Source organism: Halopseudomonas xiamenensis (genome assembly GCF_014219065.1).
Taxonomy (GTDB): Bacteria; Pseudomonadota; Gammaproteobacteria; order Pseudomonadales; family Pseudomonadaceae; genus Halopseudomonas; species Halopseudomonas xiamenensis.
In genome coordinates this window covers 186,141-209,409 of record NZ_JACLGO010000001.1, presented here as the reverse complement: position 1 = coordinate 209,409, position 23,269 = coordinate 186,141, and the positions used below count along the sequence as shown (strand labels likewise).

Genomic DNA, 23,269 nt, shown 5'->3' with positions numbered 1-23,269 from the left:
CGGCGACGCAGGTGACAATGTGGTGACCTGTCTACTCACCGGCCAGGACTCCGGCCAGCGCATCGAGGAAACGTTTGTTCTCCTGCGGCAGGCCGATCGATACGCGCAGGTGGTTGGGCATGCCGTAGCCGGCTACCGGGCGCACGATGACGCCGGCACGCAACAACCCCTGATAGACCGGGCCGGCGTCGCGCCCCAGGTCCACGGCGATGAAGTTGCCGCGCGAGGGAATCCACTGCAGGCCCAGCTCGCCCAGGCCCTGCTCCAGCTGGCGCATGCCTTCATGGTTGACCTGCCGGCTTTCCGCCAGGTAGACGTCATCCTCCAGGCTGGCCACCGCGGCGGCCAGCGCCAGGCTGTTGACGTTGAACGGTTGGCGCACCCGGTTGAGCACATCGGCCACCTGCGGATGACTGATGCAGTAGCCGACGCGCAGCGCCGCCAAGCCGTAGGCCTTGGAGAAGGTGCGGCTGACCACCAGGTTCGGGTAACGGTCGATATAGTCGAAGCCGTTGAGCGCATCCTCGACCATCACATATTCGGTGTAGGCCTCATCCAGCACCACCAGCACCTGCTCGGGCACCTGCGCCATGAACGCCTCGAATTCGCCGCGCTCGAACCAGGTACCGGTCGGGTTGTTGGGGTTGGCGATGAACACCAGGCGGGTGGTCGGGGTAATGGCAGCGGCCATGGCGGCAAGGTCATGACCCCAGTCCCGAGCCGGCACTTCGACCGCGGTGGCGCCTACCGCCTGGGTGACGATTGGATAGACGGCAAAGGCGTGCTGGCTGAATACCACCTCGGTGCCGGGCATGGCGAAGGCCCGTCCGAGCAGTTCGAGAATGTCGTTGGAGCCATTGCCCAGGGTAATCATCGACTGCTCGAAGCCGAAGCGCTGGGACAATGCCTGCTTGAGCACGAAGCCGTTGCCATCGGGGTAGCGGGTCAGCTCCGGCAACGCCTGCTGGATCGCCTTGAGCGCCTTGGGTGCCGGGCCGAGGGGGTTTTCATTGCTGGCCAGCTTGACGATCTCAGCGGCCTCGAGACCGAACTCCCGGGCCAGTTCCTCCACCGGCTTGCCGGGAACATAGGGGGACAGCTTTTGCACACCCGGCAGCGCCAGGCTCAGAAAATCGCAACTCATGACAAAGCCTCAAGCTTCAAGCGGCGAGCCACCAGCAAGACCATCTGCCGAACCGCTTGCAGCCTGTCGCTTGCGGCTTGCCGCTACAGTTAAAGTACCGCCTTGGGATAGGAACCAAGGATCTTCAGCCCCACGGATTCCTCGCGAATCTTCTCCAGCGCATCCCGGATCAGCGGGTCATGCTGGTGACCGAAGAAGTCGATGAAGAACACATAGGTCCACTTGCCACTGCGCGAGGGGCGCGTTTCGATGCGGCTCAGGTCGATACCGTTGTCGTGGAACGGCTGCAACAGGTGATGCAGCGCACCCGGACGGTTGCTCATCGAGACGATGACCGAGGTCTTGTCGTCGCTGGTCGGCGGCACTTCCTGGTTGCCGATGATCAGGAACCGCGTGGAGTTGTCCGGGCGGTCCTCGATCTTCTCGGCAATGCAGGTCAGGCCATACAGCTCGCAGGCCATGTCTCCGGCGATCGCCGCCGAGTTCCACTCACCCTTGACCCGCCGCGCCGCCTCGGCGTTGCTCGCCACCGCCACCCGCTCGATATTCGGATAGTGCGCATCCAGCCACTTGCGGCACTGGGCCAGCGACTGGGCATGGGAGTAGACCCGGGAGATCTTGTCGGTACGGGTGTTTTCCCCCACCAGCAGATGATGGTGGATGCGCAACTCGACCTCGCCACAGATCACCAGGTCGTGCTCCAGGAAGCTGTCCAGCGTGTGGTTTATCGCCCCTTCGGTGGAGTTCTCCACCGGAACCACGCCGAAATGCACCGCCCCGGCGGCCACCTCACGGAAGATCTCGTCGATCGCCGCCATTGGCACGCTGTTGACCGAGTGGCCGAAGTGCTTGAGCGCAGCGGCCTGGGTGAAGGTGCCCTCCGGCCCCAGGTAGGCGACCCGCAGGGGCTCCTCCAGGGCCAGGCAGGCGGACATGATCTCGCGGAACAACCGCGCCACTTCCTCGTTGTCCAGCGGCCCCTTGTTCTGCTCCATGATGTGCTTGAGCACCCAGGCTTCGCGCTCGGGCCGGTAGAACACCGGCTGCTCGCCCTCGGCCAGGGTCTTCTGCTTGACCTCGGCGACCGTCTGGGCACAGCGGGCACGCTCGCTGATCAGCTCCAGGATCTTCTCGTCGATCGAGTCGATACGGTTACGCAGGGCCTTGAGTTGGGCTTCTTCTGACATGTCTGATCAACCGTGCTGTTTCTCGAATTCGGCCATGTAGGCCACCAGCGCATCCACCGCCGCTTCCGGTACCGCGTTATAGATGGAAGCACGCATGCCACCGACCGAACGATGGCCTTTCAGGTTGAGCAGGCCACGCTGCTCGGCACCGGCCAGGAACGGCTTGTCCAGGCGGTCATCGGCCAGGCGGAAAGGCACGTTCATCCACGAGCGGTCGGCGATGTTGATCGGATTGCTGTACAGCTCGCTGGCGTCGATCGCCGCATACAGCTTGCGCTGCTTGGCATCGTTGAGACGCGCCATGCTCTCGACCCCACCCTGCTCCTTGAGCCACTTGAATACCAGCCCGGACAGATACCAGGCGAAGGTCGGCGGGGTGTTGTACATCGAGCCGTTCTGCGCCGCGACGTTGTAGTCGAGCATGGTCGGGCACTTGCTGTGTGCCCGGCCCAGCAGATCTTCACGCACGATGACCACCACCAGGCCACTGGGGCCGATGTTCTTCTGCGCGCCGGCGTAGATCAGGCCGAAGCGCGACACATCCAGCGGACGCGACAGGATGTCCGAAGACATGTCCACCACCAGCGGCTTGTCACCGACCTCGGGAATCCAGCTGAACTCCAGGCCACCGATGGTTTCGTTGGACGCATAATGCACATAGGCGGCGTCATCGGACAGCTGCCACTCGTTCTGCCCGGGGATGGCGAAGTAGTCGCGGGCCTTGCCCGAGGCCGCCACGTTGACATGGCCGTAGCGTGACGCCTCCTCGATGGCCTTGCGCGACCAGATACCGGTATCGATATAGTCGGCGCTGCCGCCTTCGCCCATCAGGTTCAGCGGGATCTGGGCGAACTGCTGGCTGGCGCCGCCCTGCAGGAACAGCACCTTGTAGTCCGAGGGGATGGTCAGCAGGTCGCGCAGGTCCTGTTCGGCCTGTTCGGCAATACCGACGAACTCGTCACTGCGGTGACTCATTTCCATGACCGACAGGCCCTTGCCCTGCCAGTCCAGCAGCTCGGCCTGGGCCGTTTGCAGTACCGCCTCCGGCAATGCAGCCGGGCCCGCACAGAAATTGAACAGTCGCTTGCTCACCTTCGCCTCTACTCTTGATCGTCAATGGTACCGGCGCTGTCGTCAGCCACACCGGAATCAGTCTCGCCAGCCTCGCTGGCTGGTGCATCCGCGTTCGCATCGTCCGCCGCGGCGCCTGCATCCTCTTCCTCATCATCGGAAGGTTCCTGCACACGCTCCAAGCCCACCAGTTTCTCGCCATTGCCCAGCTTGATCAGCGTCACGCCCTGGGTGTTGCGCGACAGGCTGGACACTTCGGCAACCCGGGTACGCACCAGTGTGCCCTGGTCAGAAATCAGCATGATTTCCTCGCCATCGACCACCTGCACGGCACCGATCAGCGGGCCGTTGCGGTCGTTGGTGACCATGGCGATCACGCCCTGGCCACCGCGCTTGTACTGCGGGAAGTCCTCGACCGGGGTGCGCTTGCCGTAGCCGTTTTCCGATGCGGTGAGAATCTGCGTGCCGTCTTCGGCAATCAGCATGGACACCAGGCGCTGGCCCTCGGCCAGGCGCATGCCACGTACACCACGGGCGGTACGGCCCATGGCGCGCACGTCGGTTTCCTCGAAGCGGGTAACCTTGCCACCGTCGGAGAACAGCATGACCTGTTTGCTGCCGTCGGTCAGCGCGGCGCTGATCAGGGTATCGCCCTCGTCCAGGTCCAGGGCGATCAGGCCGACACTGCGCTGGCGGCTGAACTGCGGTAGTGGGGTCTTCTTCACCGTGCCATTGGCGGTGGCCATGAACACGAACCAGCCCTCGGTATATTCCTCCACCGGCAGCATGGTAGTGATGTACTCACCCTCGTCCAACGGCAGCAGGTTGACCAGCGGGCGACCGCGCGCGGTACGCGAGGCTTCCGGAATCTCGTAGGTCTTCAGCCAGTAGACCTTGCCCTTGCTGGAGAACAGCATCAGCGTGGTGTGGCTGTTGGCGACCAGCAGGTGCGATACGTAGTCCTCGTCCTTGACTCCGGTGGCCGCCTTGCCACGCCCGCCGCGACGCTGGGCGTGGTAGTCCGACAGCGGCTGGCTCTTGGCATAGCCGCCGTGGGAAATGGTCACCACGCGGTCTTCCTCGGTGATCAGGTCGGCGACGCTCAGATCCATGCGTGAGGCAACGATCTCGGTGCGACGCTCGTCGCCGAAGTTGGTCTTGATGTGCTCCAGCTCCTCGACGATGACTTCCATCAACCGCTCTTCGCTGTTGAGGATGCGCAGCAGCTCGCCGATCTGCGCCAGGATTTCCTGGTACTCGGTCAGCAGCTTTTCATGCTCCAGGCCGGTCAGGCGGTGCAGACGCAGGTCGAGAATGGCCTGGGCCTGTTCCGGCGACAGGTAATAGTGGCCATCGCGCAGGCCGAACTCCTCGGGCAAGCCATCGGGACGGCAGGATTCGGCACCGGCGCGCTCGACCATGGACATCACCGTACCCGGCTCCCAGCCCTTGGCCAGCAACCGCTCGCGGGCTTCGGCCGGCGACGGCGAGGCCTTGATCAGCTCGATCACCGGGTCGATGTTGGACAGCGCCACCGCCTGGCCTTCGAGGATGTGACCGCGCTCGCGGGCCTTGCGCAACTCGTAGACGGTACGCCGGGTCACCACCTCGCGGCGGTGGCGGATGAAGGCGTCGAGCAGCTCCTTGAGGTTGAGGATGCGCGGCTGGCCATCCAGCAGGCCGACCACGTTGATGCCGAACACGTTCTGCATCTGGGTCTGGGCGTACAGGTTGTTGAGCACGACCTCGGCCACCTCGCCGCGGCGCAGCTCGATCACCACGCGCATGCCATCCTTGTCGGACTCGTCGCGCAGCTCGCTGATACCTTCGAGTTTCTTTTCCTTGACCAGCTCGGCAATGCGCTCGATCAGCTTGGCCTTGTTCACCTGGTAGGGCAGCTCATGGATCAGGATCTGCTGGCGGCCACCGACCTTGTCGATATCTTCGATGGTGCAACGGGCACGCACATAGATGCGCCCGCGCCCGGTCCGGTAGGCTTCGACGATCCCGGCACGGCCGTTGATGATACCGGCGGTGGGGAAATCGGGGCCGGGAATGTGCTCCATCAGCTCGTCGATGCCGATGTCCGGGTTGGCGATCACCGCCAGGCAGCCGTTGATCACCTCGGTCAGGTTGTGCGGCGGAATGTTGGTCGCCATACCCACGGCGATACCACTGGAGCCGTTGACCAGCAGGTTGGGCACCCTGGTCGGCAGCACGTCCGGGATCTGCAGCGAGCCGTCGTAGTTGTCCACCCAGTCGACGGTTTCCTTGTCCAGGTCCGCCAGCAGTTCGTGGGTGAGCTTGGTCATGCGGATTTCGGTGTAACGCATGGCCGCGGCGCTGTCGCCATCGACCGAACCGAAGTTGCCCTGGCCGTCGACCAGCAGGTAACGCAGGGAGAACGGCTGGGCCATGCGCACTATGGTGTGGTAGACCGCCAAATCGCCGTGCGGGTGGTATTTACCGATCACGTCACCAACCACACGGGCGGATTTCAGATAGGGTCTGTTCCAGTCGTTTTTCAGTTCGTGCATGGCGAACAGCACCCGACGATGCACCGGCTTGAGGCCGTCACGCACATCAGGCAACGCCCGTCCGACGATCACGCTCATGGCGTAGTCGAGGTACGATTGCTTCAGCTCATCTTCGATATTGACTGGAAGAATTTCTCTGGCCAGCTCACCCATGAAACGGCATTCCTTTTATTGTTGGCTACCATGATGGAGCCAATGCGCATGCGGCGCGGAACGAGGCCCTGTCGGGGCCGGATCAAAGCCGCGAATGATACCACACTGCGGGCCCCGACGGGAGTTGTAAGACAATGCCGCGGGGCGTTTCACACTTCCGCGGGCCATGCCTCAGTGCAGGCGGCGGTGACTCAGCAGCTCGGCGATTCTGCTCTCATCCGGGCGCTCGACGATACCCTTTTCGGTGACGATCACATCGATCAGATCTGCTGGCGTCACATCCAGCAGCGGCTGCACGCCCTGCTCCAGGGCTTCGCCAGCCAGATCGAGTTCATCGGCGGCGTCCAGGGTCAGGTCGATCGCCGAACTGGGCGCCACCACCATGAAGCGCAGACCATGGTGCATGGCCAGCACCGCCAGCGTGTAGGTACCCACGGCATTGATCACATCACCATTGGCGGCGATACGCTCGGCACCGACCACCACCCAGCTCGGATTATCCGACTTCATCAGTTGCCCGGCCGCCGTATCGACATGCAAGACCACCGGCACCTGGTCCTGGGCCAGCTCCCACGCGGTCACCTCGCCAGCGGTCCCGGGGCGGCTTTGGCTGGCATACACCTGCTCCACCAGGCCGGCACCGTGAGCCGCGCGGATCACCCCCAAGGCGCTGCCGTAACCGCCACCGGCCAGCGCACCGGCGTTGCCCAGGGTCATCAGCCGCTGCGGCTGACGCTGATGCCGACGGATCAGCTGCATGCCCAGGTGCGCCATGCTGCGATTGGCCTCCAGGTCACTGAGGTGAATGCTCACCGCCGCCTGCGCCAGTTGCTCGGGCATCCGCGCGGCGGGACGATGCAGCCGGTCGTGCATGATGCGCAGCGCCCAGGCCAGATTGGCTGCGGCCGGGCGCGCCTGCCCCAGCAGAATGAAGTCGGCCTCCAGCGCCTCGGTCCAGTCATCGGCATGCCCCAGACGCCGGGCAGCCAGGGCGATGCCGTAGGCTGCGGCGATACCGACCGCCGCCGCGCCACGGACCGCGCCCTGCCTGATGGCCTCGGCCACCTCGGCAGCATCATGGCACTCGACCCAGAGCCGCTGTCCGGGCAGGTATCGCTGATCAAGAATACGCAGACTGCTACCACACCACTCCATGGCCTGCACGCCGCCCTGTTCGGCGACCTGGGATTGAAACTGCATGAAGGACTCCAGCGGAAAACGCCATTATACCCGGACTGGGCGCCGGAGACTGTCGAGATGCGAACGAATGTCGCTGCCCGCGGCAAAGGCCAGCAGGTATACTGCCAGCCATGAGACAGAACGACTTGCCACTGCATTCACTTGCCGACGAACTGGACCTGCTGGTCATTCCACGCTGGATTGTACCTGTGGTACCGGCGCGCCAGGTGCTCGAGCAACATGCCGTGGCCGTGCACCAGGGCCGCATCGTCGCCATTGTACCGCTCAGCGCCACCACCTCGCTGCAGGTGCGCGAGCGCCGCGAGCTGCCGGAGCATGTCTTGATTCCCGGCCTGATCAATGCCCACGGGCATGCGGCGATGACACTGTTCCGCGGCCTGGCCGACGACCTGCCGCTGATGACCTGGCTGCAGCAGCATATCTGGCCGGCCGAAACGCGCTGGGTCAATGGCGCCTTCGTGCAATGCGGTACCGAACTGGCGATCGCGGAAATGCTGCTGGGCGGCACCACCTGCTTCTCCGACATGTACTTCTACCCGCAGGTGGCCGCCCGCGCGGCGCAGGAGCTGGGCATCCGCGCGCAGATCGCCTTCCCGCTGAGCGACGGCCCGATGCCCGGCGTCGCAGACAGCGCCGACGCCCTGGCCGGCGGCCTACAGCTGCATGACGAATACCGTCACCACCCGCTGGTCAGCATCGCCTTCGGCCCGCACGCACCCTATACCGTCGGCGATGAGCTGCTGCAGCGGGTGCGCACCTTGAGCGACGAGCTGGAACTGCCGATCCAGATGCACCTGCACGAAACCGCCGGAGAAGTCGCCGACGCCCTGCGCCAGACCGGCGAGCGCCCGTTGCAGCGACTGCAGCGCCTGGGCCTGCTCGGCCCGCGTTTGCAGGCGGTGCACATGACCCAGGTCGACGACCAGGACCTGCAATTGCTGCGCGAGCACCAGGTGTCGGTGATCCATTGCCCGCAGTCCAACATGAAACTGGCCAGCGGTTTCTGTCCGGTGCAGCGTCTGCTGGAGGCAGGTATCAACGTGGCACTGGGCACCGATGGCGCCGCCAGCAACAACGATCTGGACATGCTCGGCGAACTGCACAGCGCCACTCTGCTGGCCAAGGCGGTATCCGGCATGCCCACCGCGCTGGACGCGCACGCGGCGCTGTATATGGCTACACTGGCCGGAGCCAGGGCGTTGGGCCTGGAGGATGAAACCGGCTCGCTGGAGCCGGGCAAGGCCGCGGACATGACCGCCGTGGACCTGTCCGGCGTCGCCCACCAGCCGGTCTACCAGCCGGTGTCGCAGTTACTCCACACCTGCTCGGCGGCGCAGGTCAGCGATGTCTGGGTTGCCGGCCGGCAGGCCGTGCGTGACCGGCAGTTGATCGGTATCGAGCACAACACACTGATTGCCAGGGCCCAGGCATGGGCCCGGCGGATTCAACAAGGGGATCATCATGACGCTTAATGTCGATCGGGCGGAAGTCGCCAAATTCGAGGCTCTGGCCAGCCGCTGGTGGGATCGCGAAAGCGAATTCAAGCCATTGCACGAGATCAATCCGCTGCGCACCAACTGGATTGACGACAAGGCCGCTCTGGCCGGCAAGGAAGTGCTGGACGTCGGCTGCGGCGGCGGCATTCTCGCCGAGGCCATGGCCCAGCGCGGAGCGCGGGTAACCGGTATCGACATGGGTGAGGCGCCGCTGGCGGTGGCCCGCCTGCACCAACTGGAGTCCGGCGTCGAGGTCGACTACCAGCAATCCACCGCCGAGGAAATGGCCGAACTGCATCCCGGCCGCTTCGATGTGGTGACCTGCATGGAAATGCTCGAGCACGTACCGGACCCGGCCTCGGTGATCCGCGCCTGCGCCACCCTGGTCAAGCCCGGCGGGCACGTGTTCTTCTCGACCATCAACCGCAACCCCAAGTCCTTCGCCTTCGCCATCGTCGGTGCCGAATACCTGCTGCGCATGCTGCCGCGCGGCACCCACGAATACGCCAAGTTCATCCGCCCGGCCGAGCTGGGCCAGTGGTCGCGCGAGGCGCAGCTGGACATGCAGGACATCATCGGCCTGACCTATAACCCGCTGCTGCGTCATTACAAGCTTGCCGCCGATGTGGACGTCAACTACATGGTCCATTGCCGGCGCGGAGACTGAGCATGCTCGACAGCGTACTGTTCGACCTGGATGGCACCCTGCTGGATACCGTCGATGACTTCCTGGCGATCATCCGCAGCATGCGTCAGGACCGCGGCCTGGCGGACTCGTCGCTGCAGCTGATCCGCTCCACGGTATCCGACGGCTCCGCCGGCATGCTCTGCGCCGCCTTCTCCATCACCCCGGAGCACGACGAGTTCGCCGCCCTGCGCGATGATTTCCTGGAGCGCTACCAGCGCCAGTTGGCGCTGCACACCCGGCCGTTCCCCGGCATCCCCGAGCTGCTCGACTGGCTGGACGCCGAGGGGCTGCCCTGGGGCGTGGTAACCAACAAGCTGAGTCGTTTCAGCATCCCGCTGCTGGAGGCCACCGGCCTGGCGGGGCGTTGCGCCAGCCTGGTCTGCCCGGACCAGGTCAAACATGGCAAGCCACACCCGGAACCGCTGCTCAAGGCCTGCGCCGAGATGGGCGTGGACCCGGTCCGCAGCGTCTTCGTCGGCGATCATCTGCGCGACATCCAGGCCGGGCGCGCCGCCGGCATGCGTACCGTGGCCGCGCTTTACGGCTACCTGCCGGCCGGCGATGATCCGCAACAGTGGAATGCCAACTACAGTATCGAGAACGCCGCTGCCCTGCGCCCCTGGCTGGAGCAGCAACGGACACAGGAGTTATCCCATGTTTGACTACAGCGCCCCGCAGGACCTGCTCAAAGGTCGCGTCATCCTGGTCACCGGCGCCGGTGACGGCATCGGCCGCGCCTGCGCCCTGAGCTGCGCCGCCCACGGCGCCAGCGTAGTATTGCTGGGCCGCACCCTGAGCAAGCTGGAGGCGGTCTACGACGAGATCGAGGCAGCCGGCCATCCGCAGCCGGCGATCTGCCCGCTGAACCTGGAAACCGCGGCGGAGAAGGACTACGACGAGCTGGCCGACCAGTTGTTCGACACCTTCGGCAAGCTCGATGGGCTGGTGCACAATGCCGCCCTGCTCGGCCCGCGCACCCTGCTCGACAGCGTCAAGAACGAAGCCTGGCAACAGCTGATGCAGGTCAACGTGAACGCCCCGTTCGCCCTGACCAAGGCAATGATGCCACTGCTGCGCACCGCCCCGGACGCCTCGGTGATCTTCGTCTCCTCCAGCGTCGGGCGCAAGGCACGCGCCTACTGGGGGCCCTATGCGGTCAGCAAGTTCGCCATCGAGGGCCTGATGCAGGTGATGGCCGACGAGCAGGAAGGCACCAGCGAGATCCGCGTCAACAGCGTCAACCCCGGCGCCACCCGCACCGCCATGCGCAAGGCCGCCTACCCGGCGGAGGAGCCGGAGAAGAACCCGGAGCCGGCACAGATCATGCCGGTGTTCCTGTACCTGCTCGGGCCGGACAGCAAGGGCGTGAATGGCCAGGCGCTGGATGCGCGGGGCTGAATCGGGTTATCGAGCGCCTCGGACCGCGATCGGGCCGGGTCGCGCTCGACTCGATGACGCGGCGGCTCGGAGGCCGCAGGCGTAGCGCCCGAACGCAGATCGGGGTGCTACACCCCAATCACAGTTCCTGCCCCTGGGGTTGTCGAGCGCCTGCTCGACGACGCAGCGGTTCGGAAGCCGCAGGCGTAGCGCAGGCGCGCTACACCCCGACACAACAGTGCCTGCCCTGGGGTTGTCGAGCGCCTGCTCGACGACGCAGCGGCTCGGAGGCCGCAGGCGTAGCGCCCGAACGCGGACCGGGGCGCCACACCCCTTTTGTGGGAACGGCGCCCCGCCGCGATGGGCAGGCGCAGAACGCCGGCCTTAACGACAATTACCTGCGCCCGCGATCACCACCCTTGGGCTTGCTCTGACGCACTACCCGCGCCTGATGCATCGACGGCTTGCGTGCCTGACGCTTCTGCTTTTCCTTCTCGGCAACACTGGTCTCGGGCAGCCGGATCGGCTTGAGGCCGACCTCCTCGCTGAGGATGTCCAGCTCGTTCTGCTTCATTTCCCGCCAGCGCCCTACCGGCAGCTCGGGACCGAGGAACACCGGTCCGAAACGCACCCGCTTGAGCCGGTTGACCCGCATGCCCTGGGACTCCCACAGCCGCCGTACTTCGCGGTTGCGGCCTTCCAGCAGGCACACATGGAACCAGCGGTTGATGCCTTCGCCGCCGGAGCTGACCACGTCGGTGAACCTGGCCGGGCCATCTTCGAGCATGACACCTTCCTGCAGCCGCGCAATCATCTCCTCGTCGACCTCGCCCATGACCCGCACCGCGTATTCGCGGTCCATCTGCCACGACGGGTGCATCAACCGGTTGGCCAGTTCGCCATCGGTGGTGAACAGCAGCAAGCCTGTGGTGTTGATATCCAGGCGACCAACGTTGATCCAGCGGCCTTGCTTCAGGCGCGGCAGCTGCTCGAACACGGTCGGGCGCCCTTCGGGATCATCACGGGTACAGACTTCGCCTTCGGGCTTGTTGTAGATGAGTACGCGGCGCACCACTTCGGTATTCAGGTCGCGCTTGAGCGGTCGACCATCGACCATGATCTGGTCGAGGCTGTCGACCCGGCAGCCCAGCTGCGCGATCTCGCCATTGACGGTAACGCGGCCGGCACCGATCCAGCCTTCGATCTCGCGGCGCGAACCCAGCCCCATGCGGGCCAGTACTTTCTGCAGTTTTTCCCCGGCGGCGGGAATCTCTTCCTGCTCGGGGTTGAGGGCGGGGTTAAGGGGTTGTTCAGTCATGCGTGGCACCTCCCGGTGTGATGGATCATTTGTGGTTGCGCAGGATAGCACTGTGCCTGCCGGCGACCAAGGTCATTCGTCCTCGGGTGGCAGCAGGTCATCGAAGTCGGTCTTGAGGTCGGTCTCCATGGCGCTGAGTTCTTCCAGCAGGGCGCGGAAGTCGCCGCCAGCCTCCGGCTCGTCATCGGCCAGTGGCTGCGGGTTCCAGGCGACCGCTTCGCCGGGCTGTTCGGGTATCGCCGCCGCGGCTGCCGGCAGCTGTTCCTCAACCAGTTCGCGCAACTCCGCCAGCGGCGGCAGCTCGGCCAGGCTGCGCAGATTGAAGTAGTCGAGGAACTGCCGGGTGGTGGCATACATCGCCGGCCGCCCCGGCACCTCGCGGTGCCCGACCACCCGCACCCATTCGCGTTCGAGCAGGGTGCGGATGATCTGGCTGCTCACCGCCACGCCACGCACATCCTCGATCTCACCGCGGGTGATCGGCTGGCGATAGGCGATCAGCGACAGGGTTTCCAGCAGCGCCCGGGAATAGCGCTGCGGGCGCTCCTCCCACAGCCGGCCGACCCAGGGCGCATAATCGTCACGCACCTGCAGGCGCCAGCCACCGGCCACTTCACGCAGCTCGACCGAGCGGCCGACACAGTCCTCGGCCAGCCGTTCCAGCGCCTGGCGCAGCTCGGCCGGCGACGGCGCGCCGTCCTCGTCGAACAGCTCACGCATCCGCTCCAGGGACAGGGGCTTGCCGGCAGCCTGCAGGGCCGCCTCCAAAATCCGTTCAAGCGCTGGTTGCGACATCGCCTTTTACCTTGACGTGAATGGCTGCGAAGGGTTCGTTCTGCACCAGGTCGATCAGTTGTTCCTTGACCAGTTCGAGCACCGCCATGAAGGTCACCACCACCCCGAGCTTGCCCTCTTCCAAGCTATACAGGCTGATGAAAGGCACGAACTGCCCACCCTTGAGACGCTCGAGCACATCGGCCATGCGCTCGCGGGTGGACAGTACCTCGCGGCTGATCTGGTGGCTCTCGAACATGTCGGCGCGGCGCAGCACTTCGCTGAGCGACAGCAGCAGCTCCTCCATGCTCACCTCCGGATGCGCCCGCCGAGCTTCCAGTGCCGGTGGCGCGGCCCCGGCCAGGGCGATGTCGCGCCCGACCCGGGGCAAGGCATCGAGCTGCTCGGCAGCCTGGCGGAACCGCTCGTACTCCTGCAGGCGGCGGATCAGCTCGGCGCGCGGATCGTCCTCTTCGTCGACCTGCTGTTCCTGGCGCGGCAGCAGCATGCGCGACTTGATCTCGGCCAGCATGGCGGCCATGACCAGGTATTCAGCGGCCAGCTCCAGGCGCACCGCCTTCATCAGCTCGACATAGCCCATGTACTGGTGGGTGATCTCGGCCACCGGGATATCCAGGATATCCAGGTTCTGCCGGCGAATCAGGTACAGCAGCAGGTCCAGCGGCCCCTCGAAGGCATCGAGGAACACTTCCAGCGCTTCAGGGGGGATATACAGGTCCTGTGGCAGTTCGGTGAGCGGCTGGCCATTGATGATGGCCAGCGGCAGTTCCTGCTGCACCGGGACCTGGGCAACCGGCTCCATCGCCGCAGCGGCGGCGATCTCGGAGGAACCTGGTTGCCGGGCAGTCATCAGCTACGACGGTAGCTCAGGCCGATGGCCTGGCGCACTTCGACCAGGGTATCGCGGGCAGCATCGCGGGCGCGCTCGGCACCTTCGCTGAGGATCAGGCGTACCGCGTCGGGATTGCTCTCGTATTCGGCGGCGCGCTGCTGCATGGGCGCCAGTTCGGTGCAGATGGCGTCGATCACCGGCTTCTTGCAATCCAGGCAACCGATACCGGCACTGCGACAACCCTGGTTCACCCAGTCATGGGTAGCCTGGTCTGTGTATACCAGGTGCAGCTGGTAGACCGGGCACTTGTCCGGATCACCCGGGTCGGTACGCCGCACCCGCGCAGGATCGGTCGGCATGCGGCGGATCTTCTCACTGACTTCGTCGGTGGTGTCGCGCAGGGTGATGGTGTTGCCGTAGGACTTGGACATCTTCTGTCCGTCCAGGCCGGGCATCTTCGAGGCCGGGGTCAGCAGCGCCTGGGGTTCGGGCAGGATCACCTTGCCGCCACCTTCCAGGTAGCCGAACAGCCGCTCCTTGTCGCCCAGGGTAATGTTCTGCTGCTCCTGCAACAGCGCCCGGGCGGTATCCAGCGCCTCGGCGTCGCCCTGCTCCTGGTAGGCATTGCGCAGGTTGCTGTACAGCTTGGCGGCCTTCTTGCCCATCTTCTGGATGGCCGCGCGGGCCTTGTCCTCGAAGCCCGGCTCCTTGCCGTACAGGTGGTTGAAGCGGCGTGCCAGTTCGCGGGTGATCTCGACGTGGGACAGCTGGTCGGCACCCACCGGCACCAGTCCGGCACGGTAGACGAGAATATCCGCGCTCATCAGCAGCGGATAGCCGAGGAAGCCATAGGTGGCCAGGTCCAGCTCGCGCAGTTTCTCCTGCTGGTCCTTGTAGGTCGGCACCCGCTCCAGCCAGCTGAGCGGCGTGGACATGCCCAGCAGCAGGTTCAGCTCGGCGTGCTCGGGCACCTGCGACTGGATGAACATGGTCGCCGAGGTGCCGCTGACCCCGGCCGCCAGCCAGTCGATCATCATGTCCCAGACGTTCTGTTCGATGTCCTGCGGGGTTTCGTACAGAGTGGTCAGTGCGTGCCAGTCGGCGGCGAAGAAGAAGCACTCGTACTCATGCTGCAGTTTGACCCAGTTCTTCAGCACGCCATGATAGTGACCAAGGTGCAGGCGACCGGTGGGGCGCATGCCGGACACTACCCGGCGCTGGGATTCAACGGAACTCAAGGGACACTCCTGATTATCTGGTGATTCGTCATGTTGGCAGTCGTTATTATACGGGCAGCCGGCGGCGTCAGTCGCGGCTGGCGCCGAAGGGTTCCGGGTCACCCAGGCCGATACGGCGTACTTCGGTTTCGCCATCGAGCAGCGCCACCACGGTGGTCGGCTCGATGTTGCAGGCACCCCCATCGATGATCAGGTCGACCTGCTTGTCCAGCCGGTCGCGGATATCCTCCGGATCGGTCAAGGGCAGATCCTCGCCCGGCAACATCAGCGTCACGCTCATCAGCGGCTCGCCCAGCGCCTCCAGCAGCGCCAGGGTGATCCTGTGGTCCGGGATGCGCAGGCCGATGGTGCGCCGCTTGGGGTGCAGCAGGCGCCGGGGGACTTCGGTGGTGGCGTGCAGGATGAAGGTATAGGGCCCCGGCGTGTTGTTCTTCAACGCGCGGAAGGTGGCATTGTCGACCTTGGCGTAGACGCCCAGTTCGGACAGGTCACGGCACACCAGGGTGAAGTTGTGCTTGTCATCCAACTGGCGCAGGCGGCGGATGCGTTCCAGCGCGTTCTTGTCGCCCAGATGGCAACCCAGCGCATAGGCCGAGTCGGTCGGATAGGCGATCACGCCACCACCACGGATGATTTCCACCGCCTGGCTGATCAGGCGCGATTGCGGATTGTCCGGATGAATCTGGAAATATTGGCTCACGGCTGCATTCTCATTCTGTTTTATCGAAGTGTAGGGCCTGCGGACGCTTCATCACAAGCCAGATACCCGCTCGGCGAAACGGGCATCGGCCCATAGCGGAGCGCAGCTGGCGGGCAGTGGCGTCATCGCGCCGAGGGCCATCCATGGCGCATCCGGGTGGTGGAAGTCGCTGCCGCAACTGGCCAGAAATCCGAACTCGCCGGCCAGACGTGCCAGCACTGCCACCTGTTCGGGCGACTGCTTGCCGTTGACCACCTCGATGCCGCGCCCGCCGGCCTCGGCGAAATCGCGCAGCAGGCGGCGCAGGCGCGCGCGGGTGAAACCGTAATGCCAGGGGTGGGCCAGCACGGCGACACCACCACTGGCACGCAGCTGTTGCACCGCTTCCGGCAATGCCGGCCAGTGCTGCTTGATATCGCCCAGCTTGCCCGCCCCCAGCCACTTGCGGAACGCCTCGGCACGGTCACGCACATGGCCGGCCTGGACCATCCAGTCGGCGAAGTGCGGGCGCGCCGGCGGGCTGTGCGGGTCACTGCCGGTAGCCTGCTGGATCGCCTGGGCACCTTCCAGCGCACCGGGCATGCGCTTGGCGGCCAGACGTGCGGCAATCTGCTCGGCACGCTGCCAGCGGCCGTCGCGCACCGCCACCAGGGCGTCCACCAGCACCCTCGCCTGCGGATCGAAAGCGTAGCCCAGCACGTGCACGGTATGCCCCTGCCATTGCGCCGACAGCTCCACACCGCTGACCCAGCGCATGCCGTGACTGCGCGCGGCATCCCACGCCTCAGCCAGGCCGTCGACACAATCGTGGTCGGTCAGCGCCAGCAGATCGACCCCGGCAGCCGCCGCACGCGCCATCAACTCGGCGGGTGCCAACACCCCGTCCGAGGCGGTACTGTGCATGTGCAGATCTACCAACACTCAACAGCCCCTGCTTATTCGATGAAAGAATTTGGCTATTATGCCGTCTGGACACTGACAACACCTAACCGAATGGCATAAGTTACCGTTTATCGTCCATCGTAACCGTCAACTAAGGAAACACTATGTTCTACGCCATCATGGCCAGCGACGCCCCCGGCACCCTCGACGCCCGCCTGGCAGCCCGCCCGGCGCACCTCGCCCGCCTGCAGCAACTGCAGGACGAAGGCCGCCTGCTGCTGGCCGGCCCGCACCCGGCCATCGACTCCAACGACCCCGGCAGCGCCGGCTTCACCGGTAGCCTGGTAGTGGCCGAGTTCGCCTCCCTGGAGCAGGCTCGCAGCTGGGCCGATGCCGACCCCTATATCGCCGCCGGCGTATATGATCAGGTGCTGGTGAAGCCGTTCAAACGCGTCCTGCCGGCCTGATGTCATGAGGAGAGTCAGAATGTCCATCCGCCCCGCGATGCTGCCCTTGCTCAGCATCCTGCTGTTGCCATTGCCGTTGCTGGCCCAACCGGTCGATGCTCCGACTGAAGCGGAGGCAGTCGTTGCGGGCGAGCAGGATGTCGGCACCCTGCAGGCCGAGCTGGCCAAGGTCGAGGCCGAGCGCCAACGCCTGGCTGACGAGCTGGCCAACAGCGTCGACAGCACCCAGGTCGAGCGCCTGACCGAACAGAACCTGGCCCTGCGCGACCGCCTGTCGGCCATGGAGCAACTGGCCGACAGCCGCCGTGAGGAACAGCAACGCAAGTGGTTCATCATCGGCGGCAGCACGGTTGCACTGAGCCTACTGGCCGGCTGGCTGCTGGCGCAGCTCGGTGGTCGCCGCAAACGCAGCATGTGGCTCAATTGAAACAGCATATCCTGATGATCGACGACGACCAGGAACTCTGCGAACTGCTGGGTTCCTGGTTGCAGGCCGAAGGATTCAGCCTGACCAGCGTGCACGACGGCGCCGCCGGACTGGAGGCGGCCCGGGCCGGCAGCTATGAAGCCATAGTGCTGGACATGATGCTGCCCGGCATGAACGGCCTGGAGGTGCTGCGTGCACTGCGCCAGACCTGCAATACCCCGCTGCTGATGCTCAGTGCCCGGGGCGAGCCGGTGGACCGCATTCTCGGCCTGGAACTGGGCGCCGACGATTACCTGGCCAAGCCGTGCGACCCGCGCGAGCTGGTCGCACGGCTACGGGCGCTGTTGCGCCGCAGTGCGCCGGCGGCGGATGGCCCGACCCTGCAGGTCGGCGATCTGCGCATGGACACCGGCAGCCTGATGGCCTGGCAGAATGACGAGCTGCTGCCACTGACCCAGACCGAGGCGCTGATCCTGCGCGAACTGCTGGAGCACCCCGGCCAGCTCATCGACCGCCAGACGCTGTCACGCCAGGCGCTGGGCAAGCCGCTGGGGCCCTACGACCGCAGCCTGGACATGCACATGAGCAACCTGCGGCGCAAGCTGGGCCTGCATCCCGATGGCCGCAACCGCATCCAGTCGGTGCGCGGACGAGGGTATCTGTACGCTTGACCAAGCTTTACATTGCCTTTACCAAGCACCGGCGTCGGCTGACATCCAGCTCGATAGACTGCTGAGCAATGGCCGGATTCACCGGCCTGCAGCAAAACCAGGAGCTACAGCCATGAAAAAGACCTTGATCGCAGGCCTGTTCGCCTTGACCACCGCTACCGCCGGCGCCGCGCTGGCCGCGCCCGATGCAGCCAATACCGGCAAGCACCATGAACGACACCTGGAACGGATGGCCAGCGAACTGCAACTGACCACCGAGCAGCAGGAACAGCTGCGGGCCGTGCACAGCGAACAGTTCGAGAAAATGAAGGCCCTGCGCGAAGAGAAGCAGCAGAAGGTCGATGCCATCCTCACCGATGAGCAGCGCACCAAGCTGCAGCAGCTGCGCGAGGAGCGCCGCGAGAAGATGCAGAAGCACATGCAGGAACGCCATGAGCGCAAGGGCCGCCCGCACCGTGGTGAGCGTGCCCCGGCCGACAAAGCCGACAGCGGGAGTAACTGAGGCCCATGCGGCTGTTCTGGAAGGTCTTCGCCGTTCTCTGGCTGGCCACCCTGCTGGTGGGTGGCTCGGGCTTCCTGATCAGCCGCGCCCTGCAGCAGGACTGGTTGCTGCTGCAGTTTCATCCCCAGTTGCGCGATTTCAGCGAGCAACTGGTCACCGTCTATGAACGCCAGGGTCCGATGGACGCCCAGCAATGGCTGGAGCGCCAGCAGCAACGGCATCGCCTGCGCGCCGAACTGTTCGACAGCCAGGGCCAACGCCTGGTCCGCGGCACCCTACCCACCCTGCCCCGCTACGAGGCACCGAATCTTGCCGGCGCCGAGCAACGCACCCGCCATGGGCGCCTGTTCCAGCTGGCCTGGGACTCCGAGCAGGCCTCCTATCAGTTGCTGCTGCACGTCCCGGCGCAGGAGCTGTTCCGCTGGCAGCGCACCCCGCTGGCCATGCTCTCCAATATCACCATGGTCATGCTGCTACTGGCCCTGCTGAGCCTGTTGCTGAGCCGCTACCTGACCGCGCCACTGCAGAAACTCGGGGTGGCCGCCGAAGACCTGGCCGCGGGACGCTTCGATGCCAGAGCACTGACGCGCATCGGTCGGCGACGGGATGAAATCGGCCAGCTGTCGCGGCGCTTCCACAGCATGGCCGAACGGGTGCAGAGCCTGCTCAACAGCCAGAACCAACTGATGCGCGACATCTCCCATGAGCTGCGCTCGCCGCTGGCCCGGCTGCGCATCGGCCTGGCCCTGGGCAGCAAGCAGGGGTTGAGCGCGGACGATCCGCTATGGGACCGGCTGGACCGCGAATGCAGCCGGCTGGACAGCCTGATCGGCGATATCCTGACCCTCAGCCGACTCGATGCCCGGGACATGCCGGCCGCCCCGTTCCAGCTGGATCAACTGGTCGCCACCGCGGTCGAGGATGCCCGCTTCGCCGCCGACACCCAGAGCCTGGACATTCACGGCGCCACTGGCTGCGAGCTGCACGGCTGGGCGGACCAGATCTCCAGTGCGCTGGACAACCTGCTGCGCAATGCGCTGCGCTTCTCCCCGCCACACGGACATATCAGCGTCAGCCTGAGCGCCGATGTCCGCGGCTGCGAGGTAATCATCACCGACCAGGGGCCAGGCGTGCCCGAGGAGTGGCTGGAACGGCTTGGCGAACCCTTCGCCCGGGTGCCCGGCCAGCCGACCGACAGTGGTCACGGCCTGGGGCTGGCCATCGCCCGGCGTGCGGTAGCGCGACATGGCGGCAGCCTGAGCTTCAGCAATGGCGATGCAGGCGGACTGCAGGCACGCCTGTATCTACCGCGAGGTAGTCATTCCACCGGCCAGCGCCGGAAGAAGTCCCGCGAGTCCAATGCCGGTACCGCCTTGCCTTCCCCCAACGACTGACCGACATACAGGAAGGCGATGATCTTCTCCGCCGCCGCCAACCCCAGCCCCTCCCGGATCAGCGGGTCATAGGCCGGCTCACCGGTACGCCAGACCGCGCCCAGCCCCATGGCATGGGCGGCGACCAGCATGTTGCCGACCGCCACAGCGCAGGACATGTCCTGCTCCTGCTCGGGCACCTTGGGATGTGGCCTGGGACTGCTGATGGCGATGATCATCAAGGGTGCGCGCAGCGGCAGGCTACGTGCGCGCTGCACCGCCTCGGTCGTCGGGTCGCCGGTTTTCGCCAGGGCGGCGGCGTGGAACAGATCGCCCAGACGCTCCAGCGCCTCGCCCTCCAGCACCAGGAACCGCCAGGGCCGCAGCCAGGCATGGTCCGGCGCCCGCAGGGCGGCCTGGAACAGCGCCTGTTGCTGCTCGGCAGTGGGCGCCGGCCCGGTCAGACGTGGCATGGAAACCCGGTTGTGCAATGCGCTCAGTGCGTCCATTATCATCAAGACTCCAGAAACATGAGTTGCGCAGCATAGCAACAACCAGGTCGAACAGAACAATAAAGGGAGCCTTCCATGCCTGCCAGTGAGACTTCGAAAACCGCCACCGGTGAATTCCACTCGTTCGCCGAGTTCTATCCGTTCTATCTCAGCGAACACCGCAACGACACCAGCCGGCGCCTGCATTATGTCGGCAGCCTGCTGGTCCTGGCGATCCTGGCCTGGGCCATTCTCAGCGGCAATGGCTGGTGGCTGCTGGCCCTGCCGGTGGCCGGTTACGGTTTCGCCTGGGTCGGCCATTTCTTCTTCGAGAAGAACCGCCCGGCGACCTTCAAATACCCCCTGTACAGTTTCATGGGTGACTGGGTAATGCTCAGGGACATGCTCACCGGGCGCATTCGCTTCTAGCAATGCCGGGTTGTCGAGCGCCTGCTCGACGACAGCGGTATCTCCCGCCACTCCGCAGGCGTAGCGCAGGGGCGCTACACCCCGACCTCGGCCCACGCCGGGTACCTGCAGCGGACCCTGTAAACTTCAGGATCAAGCAGGCGGCGCCCTCAGACTGTCCAGCAGCCGACAGTTACGCCAGCGCCAGCGGTGTACCATCGCCGGCATAACGACAATCAGAGGAGATATGCCATGAGCGAACAGCGCGCCACCTTCCGCGCCATGCAGGAAGGTACTGCCGAGGACTGGGGTATCATTGCCGGTCATTTCCGTCCCTTTGCCCAGCAGTTGCCTGACCGCATCCTTACGCACCTGAAACTGCTCGACGGCGACTTCGGTGGCTTTCCCATCGACCGCCTGCAACACTCGCTGCAGACCGCCACCCGCGCGCACCGCGATGGGCGTGATGAGGAGTACGTGATCTGCGCACTGCTGCACGACATCGGCGACACCCTCGGCAGCTACAACCATCCGGATATCGCCGCCGCCATGCTCAAGCCCTTCGTCTCGGAAGAGAACCTGTGGATGGTGGAGAAGCACGGCGTGTTCCAGGGCTATTACTTCTTCCATCACCTGGGAATGGACCGGCACCTGCGCGAGCAGTTCAAGGATCATCCGCTGTACCAGCGCACCGCCGAATTCTGCGCGCTGTACGATGCGCCGGCCTTCGATCAGGACTATCCATCCGAGCCACTGGAATTCTTCGAGCCCATGCTGCGGCGGGTGTTCGCACGGCCGCGTCAGTCCGTGTACGCCTGAGACCCATCCCCCCTCTGCGCGCATATCAAGATCGGTCTGGCATATCGGACCGATCAGCTCTACCATGCTGATCAGCAATGCCGGTCCATCAGGCCAGGGAACGACTGATCATGACTTTGCAAACCCGCATACAACCGGTCCGACCGCCGCTGGAAGGTTATTATTCCAGGGTCATGGCCTACCTGTGCGTGGCGATTATCTTCGCCGCTCTCATCCATGAGCAGGGTCTCACGCCGCTGCTCGGTGGCGTCACGCTCTACGCGTTGATCTACCCCCATGCACTGCGGGTGATCGCCGAGGTGCGGCGCAAGGCTGGCCGGCGCAACCTGAACCTGTTGCTGCTGGCGCTGGATGCCCTGCATACCGGTGTATTCATCACCCTGTGCCAGTTCAGCATGGTGCCCAGCCTGGTACTGGTATTGCTGATCAGCTTCGCCAGCATCATCATCGGCGGCCCCCTGTACCTGTTCTGCGCCATCCTGCTGACCCTTACCGGCACCATGCTCTCGGCGGCCCTGCTGACACCGGCGCCGCAATTGGCCAGCAGCCCACTGCTGGCCTTCTGCAGCCTGGCCAGCGGCGGTGTGTTCATGGTCATCATCGCCGCCTTCGTCTACCGCCAGGGGCGGCGCCTGGAACATGCGCAGCAGTTGATCAGCGCCGAACAGGAGAAGACCGCCGAGCTGACCAGCAACCTGGCCAAGTACCTGTCACCACAGGTATGGCAGTCGATCTTCTCCGGCAACCAGCGGGTCACCCTGGAAACCCGGCGCAAGAAGCTGACGGTGTTCTTCTCCGACATTCGTGGCTTCACCGAGCTGGCCGAGGAAATGGAAGCCGAGGCGCTGACCGACCTGCTGAACAACTATCTCAACGAGATGTCACGCATCGCCCTGCAGTACGGCGGCACCATCGACAAGTTCATCGGCGATAGCGTCATGGTGTTCTTCGGCGATCCGGTCAGCCGCGGCGCCAAGCAGGATGCCGAGGCCGCGGTATGCATGGCCATCGCCATGCGCAAGCACATGAAGGTGCTGCGCCAGCAGTGGCGCAGCCAGGGCATCACCCGGCCACTGGAAATCCGCATGGGCCTGAGTACCGGCTACTGCACGGTGGGCAACTTCGGTGCCGACATGCGCATGGACTACACCATCATCGGCCGCGAGGTGAACCTGGCCAGCCGCCTGGAGAGTGCCGCCGAAGCCGGTGAGATATTGATCCCGCATGAAACCTGGTCGCTGACCAAGGACCTGGTCATGTGCCGCGACAAGGGCCATATCAACGTCAAGGGCTTCACCCGACCAGTCCAGATCTACCAGGTGGTCGGCCTGCGCCGCGACCTGGGCGCCGCACCTACCTTCGTCGAGCACGAGCTGCCCGGCTTCTCCATGTACCTGGACACCAATGGCATCCGCAACTACGACAAGGAAGAGATCGTCAAGGCACTGGAACTGGCAGCCCGCAAGCTGCGGGACAAGGTGATCATCTAGCAG

At 65.0% G+C, this 23,269-nt stretch carries 23 protein-coding genes and 1 pseudogene; 12 read left to right on the top strand and 12 right to left on the bottom strand.

Annotation, left to right across the window (positions count from 1 at the left end):
- Positions 1 to 31: 31 nt before the first annotated feature.
- The 5 genes from hisC to mtnA form a co-directional block, all read right to left on the bottom strand.
- Complete coding sequence (gene hisC, locus H6X51_RS01045) at positions 32 to 1,144, bottom strand: histidinol-phosphate transaminase (protein WP_185265656.1); 1,113 nt, start codon at positions 1,142 to 1,144, stop codon at positions 32 to 34.
- A gap of 89 nt (positions 1,145 to 1,233) precedes the next feature.
- A complete protein-coding gene (pheA, locus tag H6X51_RS01040; RefSeq protein ID WP_185265655.1) occupies positions 1,234 to 2,331 on the bottom strand; it encodes a prephenate dehydratase in 1,098 nt (365 codons plus the stop codon).
- A gap of 6 nt (positions 2,332 to 2,337) precedes the next feature.
- Positions 2,338 to 3,423: a 3-phosphoserine/phosphohydroxythreonine transaminase gene (gene serC, locus H6X51_RS01035; protein WP_185265654.1), complete on the bottom strand. Its 1,086-nt coding sequence runs from the start codon at positions 3,421 to 3,423 to the stop codon at positions 2,338 to 2,340.
- An 8-nt stretch (positions 3,424 to 3,431) separates the two neighbouring features.
- A complete protein-coding gene (gene gyrA / locus H6X51_RS01030; RefSeq protein ID WP_185265653.1) occupies positions 3,432 to 6,092 on the bottom strand; it encodes a DNA gyrase subunit A in 2,661 nt (886 codons plus the stop codon).
- A gap of 171 nt (positions 6,093 to 6,263) precedes the next feature.
- Positions 6,264 to 7,292: an S-methyl-5-thioribose-1-phosphate isomerase gene (mtnA, locus tag H6X51_RS01025; RefSeq protein ID WP_185265652.1), complete on the bottom strand. Its 1,029-nt coding sequence runs from the start codon at positions 7,290 to 7,292 to the stop codon at positions 6,264 to 6,266.
- A gap of 110 nt (positions 7,293 to 7,402) precedes the next feature.
- Here mtnA and H6X51_RS01020 point away from each other — a divergent pair, with 110 nt between their 5' ends.
- Genes H6X51_RS01020 through H6X51_RS01005 form a run of 4 tightly spaced genes read left to right on the top strand, consistent with a single transcriptional unit; the run spans position 7,403 to position 10,874 of the window.
- Positions 7,403 to 8,764, top strand: coding sequence for a TRZ/ATZ family hydrolase (locus tag H6X51_RS01020; RefSeq protein WP_185265651.1), 1,362 nt, complete (start codon positions 7,403 to 7,405; stop codon positions 8,762 to 8,764).
- Positions 8,754 to 9,455: a bifunctional 2-polyprenyl-6-hydroxyphenol methylase/3-demethylubiquinol 3-O-methyltransferase UbiG gene (ubiG, locus tag H6X51_RS01015; RefSeq protein ID WP_185265650.1), complete on the top strand. Its 702-nt coding sequence runs from the start codon at positions 8,754 to 8,756 to the stop codon at positions 9,453 to 9,455. Before H6X51_RS01020 ends, ubiG begins: the two co-directional genes overlap by 11 nt.
- A gap of 2 nt (positions 9,456 to 9,457) precedes the next feature.
- Complete coding sequence (locus tag H6X51_RS01010; protein WP_185265649.1) at positions 9,458 to 10,138, top strand: HAD family hydrolase; 681 nt, start codon at positions 9,458 to 9,460, stop codon at positions 10,136 to 10,138.
- Positions 10,131 to 10,874, top strand: coding sequence for a YciK family oxidoreductase (locus H6X51_RS01005; protein WP_185265648.1), 744 nt, complete (start codon positions 10,131 to 10,133; stop codon positions 10,872 to 10,874). Before H6X51_RS01010 ends, H6X51_RS01005 begins: the two co-directional genes overlap by 8 nt.
- Positions 10,875 to 11,277: 403 nt before the next feature.
- On the opposite strand, the pseudogene rluB reads toward H6X51_RS01005, so the two are convergent.
- From rluB to H6X51_RS00975, 6 genes and pseudogenes are all read right to left on the bottom strand, one after another.
- Positions 11,278 to 12,171, bottom strand: a pseudogene (gene rluB / locus H6X51_RS01000) (23S rRNA pseudouridine(2605) synthase RluB); the annotation flags it as partial.
- A 72-nt stretch (positions 12,172 to 12,243) separates the two neighbouring features.
- On the bottom strand, positions 12,244 to 12,966 hold the full coding sequence (scpB, locus tag H6X51_RS00995; RefSeq protein WP_185265646.1) for an SMC-Scp complex subunit ScpB: 723 nt from the start codon (positions 12,964 to 12,966) through the stop codon (positions 12,244 to 12,246).
- Positions 12,947 to 13,816, bottom strand: a complete 870-nt coding sequence (locus tag H6X51_RS00990) for a segregation and condensation protein A (protein ID WP_407925932.1) — start codon at positions 13,814 to 13,816, stop codon at positions 12,947 to 12,949. The genes scpB and H6X51_RS00990 overlap by 20 nt, the downstream gene beginning before the upstream one ends.
- The gene (locus H6X51_RS00985; protein WP_268898579.1) at positions 13,816 to 15,036 is read right to left on the bottom strand and encodes a tryptophan--tRNA ligase; all 1,221 of its coding nucleotides are present in this window, start codon (positions 15,034 to 15,036) and stop codon (positions 13,816 to 13,818) included. The genes H6X51_RS00990 and H6X51_RS00985 overlap by 1 nt, the downstream gene beginning before the upstream one ends.
- A 67-nt stretch (positions 15,037 to 15,103) precedes the next feature.
- On the bottom strand, positions 15,104 to 15,736 hold the full coding sequence (locus H6X51_RS00980; RefSeq protein ID WP_185265644.1) for an L-threonylcarbamoyladenylate synthase: 633 nt from the start codon (positions 15,734 to 15,736) through the stop codon (positions 15,104 to 15,106).
- 51 nt (positions 15,737 to 15,787) lie between these two features.
- Complete coding sequence (locus H6X51_RS00975; RefSeq protein WP_185265643.1) at positions 15,788 to 16,657, bottom strand: PHP domain-containing protein; 870 nt, start codon at positions 16,655 to 16,657, stop codon at positions 15,788 to 15,790.
- A gap of 125 nt (positions 16,658 to 16,782) precedes the next feature.
- Here H6X51_RS00975 and H6X51_RS00970 point away from each other — a divergent pair, with 125 nt between their 5' ends.
- From H6X51_RS00970 to H6X51_RS00950, 5 genes are all read left to right on the top strand, one after another.
- Complete coding sequence (locus H6X51_RS00970; protein ID WP_185265642.1) at positions 16,783 to 17,085, top strand: YciI family protein; 303 nt, start codon at positions 16,783 to 16,785, stop codon at positions 17,083 to 17,085.
- A gap of 19 nt (positions 17,086 to 17,104) precedes the next feature.
- Positions 17,105 to 17,512, top strand: coding sequence for a hypothetical protein (locus tag H6X51_RS00965; protein WP_185265641.1), 408 nt, complete (start codon positions 17,105 to 17,107; stop codon positions 17,510 to 17,512).
- Positions 17,513 to 17,526: 14 nt separating this feature from the next.
- Positions 17,527 to 18,183: a response regulator transcription factor gene (locus H6X51_RS00960; protein WP_185265719.1), complete on the top strand. Its 657-nt coding sequence runs from the start codon at positions 17,527 to 17,529 to the stop codon at positions 18,181 to 18,183.
- Between the two features lie 112 nt (positions 18,184 to 18,295).
- Positions 18,296 to 18,685 carry a Spy/CpxP family protein refolding chaperone gene (locus tag H6X51_RS00955; RefSeq protein WP_185265640.1) on the top strand — a complete coding sequence of 130 codons (390 nt, stop codon included), beginning with the start codon at positions 18,296 to 18,298 and terminating at the stop codon, positions 18,683 to 18,685.
- A 5-nt stretch (positions 18,686 to 18,690) separates the two neighbouring features.
- On the top strand, positions 18,691 to 20,079 hold the full coding sequence (locus H6X51_RS00950) for a HAMP domain-containing sensor histidine kinase (protein ID WP_185265639.1): 1,389 nt from the start codon (positions 18,691 to 18,693) through the stop codon (positions 20,077 to 20,079).
- Here the strand turns inward: H6X51_RS00950 and H6X51_RS00945 are convergent.
- The gene (locus H6X51_RS00945) at positions 20,004 to 20,567 is read right to left on the bottom strand and encodes a nitroreductase family protein (RefSeq protein WP_185265718.1); all 564 of its coding nucleotides are present in this window, start codon (positions 20,565 to 20,567) and stop codon (positions 20,004 to 20,006) included. The two genes, H6X51_RS00950 and H6X51_RS00945, sit on opposite strands and share 76 nt — an antisense overlap.
- 78 nt (positions 20,568 to 20,645) lie before the next feature.
- Between H6X51_RS00945 and H6X51_RS00940 the strand changes: the two genes are divergently transcribed.
- From H6X51_RS00940 to H6X51_RS00930, 3 genes are all read left to right on the top strand, one after another.
- A complete protein-coding gene (locus tag H6X51_RS00940) occupies positions 20,646 to 20,978 on the top strand; it encodes an Mpo1-like protein (RefSeq protein WP_185265638.1) in 333 nt (110 codons plus the stop codon).
- A 231-nt stretch (positions 20,979 to 21,209) separates the two neighbouring features.
- Positions 21,210 to 21,776 (top strand): HD domain-containing protein, encoded by a 567-nt coding sequence (locus H6X51_RS00935; protein WP_185265637.1) that lies wholly within the window; start codon positions 21,210 to 21,212, stop codon positions 21,774 to 21,776.
- Positions 21,777 to 21,886: 110 nt separating this feature from the next.
- Positions 21,887 to 23,266, top strand: a complete 1,380-nt coding sequence (locus H6X51_RS00930) for an adenylate/guanylate cyclase domain-containing protein (RefSeq protein ID WP_185265636.1) — start codon at positions 21,887 to 21,889, stop codon at positions 23,264 to 23,266.
- Positions 23,267 to 23,269: the final 3 nt, after the last annotated feature.

What these genes read in the sequence shown, in the direction of transcription:
- H6X51_RS00950 (WP_185265639.1), top strand. Translation starts at nt 18,691, where the DNA reads ATGCGGCTGTTCTGGAAGGTCTTCGCCGTTCTCTGGCTGGCCACCCTG.
- H6X51_RS00955 (WP_185265640.1), top strand. Translation starts at nt 18,296, where the DNA reads ATGAAAAAGACCTTGATCGCAGGCCTGTTCGCCTTGACCACCGCTACC.
- H6X51_RS00970 (WP_185265642.1), top strand. Translation starts at nt 16,783, where the DNA reads ATGTTCTACGCCATCATGGCCAGCGACGCCCCCGGCACCCTCGACGCC.
- H6X51_RS00965 (WP_185265641.1), top strand. Translation starts at nt 17,105, where the DNA reads ATGTCCATCCGCCCCGCGATGCTGCCCTTGCTCAGCATCCTGCTGTTG.
- ubiG (WP_185265650.1), top strand. Translation starts at nt 8,754, where the DNA reads ATGACGCTTAATGTCGATCGGGCGGAAGTCGCCAAATTCGAGGCTCTG.
- H6X51_RS00960 (WP_185265719.1), top strand. Translation starts at nt 17,527, where the DNA reads ATGATCGACGACGACCAGGAACTCTGCGAACTGCTGGGTTCCTGGTTG.
- H6X51_RS00930 (WP_185265636.1), top strand. Translation starts at nt 21,887, where the DNA reads ATGACTTTGCAAACCCGCATACAACCGGTCCGACCGCCGCTGGAAGGT.
- H6X51_RS01020 (WP_185265651.1), top strand. Translation starts at nt 7,403, where the DNA reads ATGAGACAGAACGACTTGCCACTGCATTCACTTGCCGACGAACTGGAC.
- H6X51_RS01005 (WP_185265648.1), top strand. Translation starts at nt 10,131, where the DNA reads ATGTTTGACTACAGCGCCCCGCAGGACCTGCTCAAAGGTCGCGTCATC.
- H6X51_RS00940 (WP_185265638.1), top strand. Translation starts at nt 20,646, where the DNA reads ATGCCTGCCAGTGAGACTTCGAAAACCGCCACCGGTGAATTCCACTCG.
- H6X51_RS01010 (WP_185265649.1), top strand. Translation starts at nt 9,458, where the DNA reads ATGCTCGACAGCGTACTGTTCGACCTGGATGGCACCCTGCTGGATACC.
- H6X51_RS00945 (WP_185265718.1), bottom strand. Translation starts at nt 20,567, where the DNA reads ATGGACGCACTGAGCGCATTGCACAACCGGGTTTCCATGCCACGTCTG.
- pheA (WP_185265655.1), bottom strand. Translation starts at nt 2,331, where the DNA reads ATGTCAGAAGAAGCCCAACTCAAGGCCCTGCGTAACCGTATCGACTCG.
- mtnA (WP_185265652.1), bottom strand. Translation starts at nt 7,292, where the DNA reads ATGCAGTTTCAATCCCAGGTCGCCGAACAGGGCGGCGTGCAGGCCATG.
- scpB (WP_185265646.1), bottom strand. Translation starts at nt 12,966, where the DNA reads ATGTCGCAACCAGCGCTTGAACGGATTTTGGAGGCGGCCCTGCAGGCT.
- hisC (WP_185265656.1), bottom strand. Translation starts at nt 1,144, where the DNA reads ATGAGTTGCGATTTTCTGAGCCTGGCGCTGCCGGGTGTGCAAAAGCTG.
- H6X51_RS00990 (WP_407925932.1), bottom strand. Translation starts at nt 13,816, where the DNA reads ATGACTGCCCGGCAACCAGGTTCCTCCGAGATCGCCGCCGCTGCGGCG.
- H6X51_RS00935 (WP_185265637.1), top strand. Translation starts at nt 21,210, where the DNA reads ATGAGCGAACAGCGCGCCACCTTCCGCGCCATGCAGGAAGGTACTGCC.
- gyrA (WP_185265653.1), bottom strand. Translation starts at nt 6,092, where the DNA reads ATGGGTGAGCTGGCCAGAGAAATTCTTCCAGTCAATATCGAAGATGAG.